We start from the raw sequence: 1,040 nt of genomic DNA, 5'->3' as shown, positions 1-1,040 counted from the left end.
TCGTGCTTCACGCGCTCGACGATTCCTTCGTCGCGCAGCAGCTTCAGGTTCGCGACCGCAACCGCCGCCGCGACCGGGTGGCCCGAGTACGTGAGGCCGTGATTGAATTCGCCGTGGTCGATGATCGGGCGCGCGATGCGCTCGTGAATGCCGACCGCGCCCATCGGCACGTAGCCCGACGTCAGCCCCTTGGCCATCGTGATCAGGTCCGGCTCGAAGCCGAAGTGCTGGTGCGCGAACCATTCGCCGGTGCGCCCGAAGCCGCCGATCACTTCGTCGGCGACGAGCAGGATGTCGTACTTGCGGCAGATCCGCTGGATTTCCGGCCAGTACGTCGACGGCGGGAAGATCACGCCGCCCGCGCCCTGGAACGGCTCGCCGATGAACGCGGCGACGTTCTCCGCGCCGAGTTCGAGGATCTTGGCCTCGAGCTGCCGCGCGCGTGCGAGGCCAAACGCCTCGGGCGTCTCGCCGGCTTGCGCTTCGCCGAAGAAGTACGGCTGGTCGATGTGCACGATGTGCTCGACCTTCGACGGCATCTGCTCGTGCATGTAGCCCATCCCGCCGAGCGTGCCGCCCGCGATCGTCGAGCCGTGGTAGCCATTCCTGCGCGAGATCACGAACTTTTTCTGCGGCTGGCCCTGCACGCGCCAGTACTGGTGCACGACGCGCAGCACGGTGTCGTTGCCTTCCGAGCCGCTGTTGCAATAGAAGAAGTGGTTGAAGCCTGCGGGCGTGACTTCGGCGAGCAGCGCCGACAGTTCGATCACCGGCGGGTGCGTGGTCTTGAAGAACGTGTTGTAGAACGGCAGTTCCTGCAACTGGCGATACGCGGCGTCGGCGAGCGCCTTGCGGCCGTAGCCGACGTTCACGCACCAGAGGCCGGCCATCCCGTCGATGATCTTGTTGCCGTCCGAGTCCCACAGGTAGACGCCGTCGGCCTTCACGATCACGCGGCTGCCCGCGCGATTGAGCGCGCCCATGTCCGAGAACGGGTGGATGTGGTGCGCGGCGTCGAGCGCGCGGTATTCGGCGGTCGT

The 1,040-nt window shown here is 66.5% G+C and carries 1 protein-coding gene; it reads right to left on the bottom strand.

What is annotated here, in order from left to right; translation table 11 throughout:
* A partial coding sequence (locus tag DIE22_RS37775; protein WP_124607549.1) for an aminotransferase occupies positions 1-1,040 on the bottom strand: 1,040 nt, incomplete at both ends.

This window comes from Burkholderia sp. Bp9142, from assembly GCF_003853415.1.
In the GTDB taxonomy this organism is placed as follows: domain Bacteria; phylum Pseudomonadota; class Gammaproteobacteria; order Burkholderiales; family Burkholderiaceae; genus Burkholderia.
This window is presented reverse-complemented; position numbering and strand designations above follow the sequence as displayed.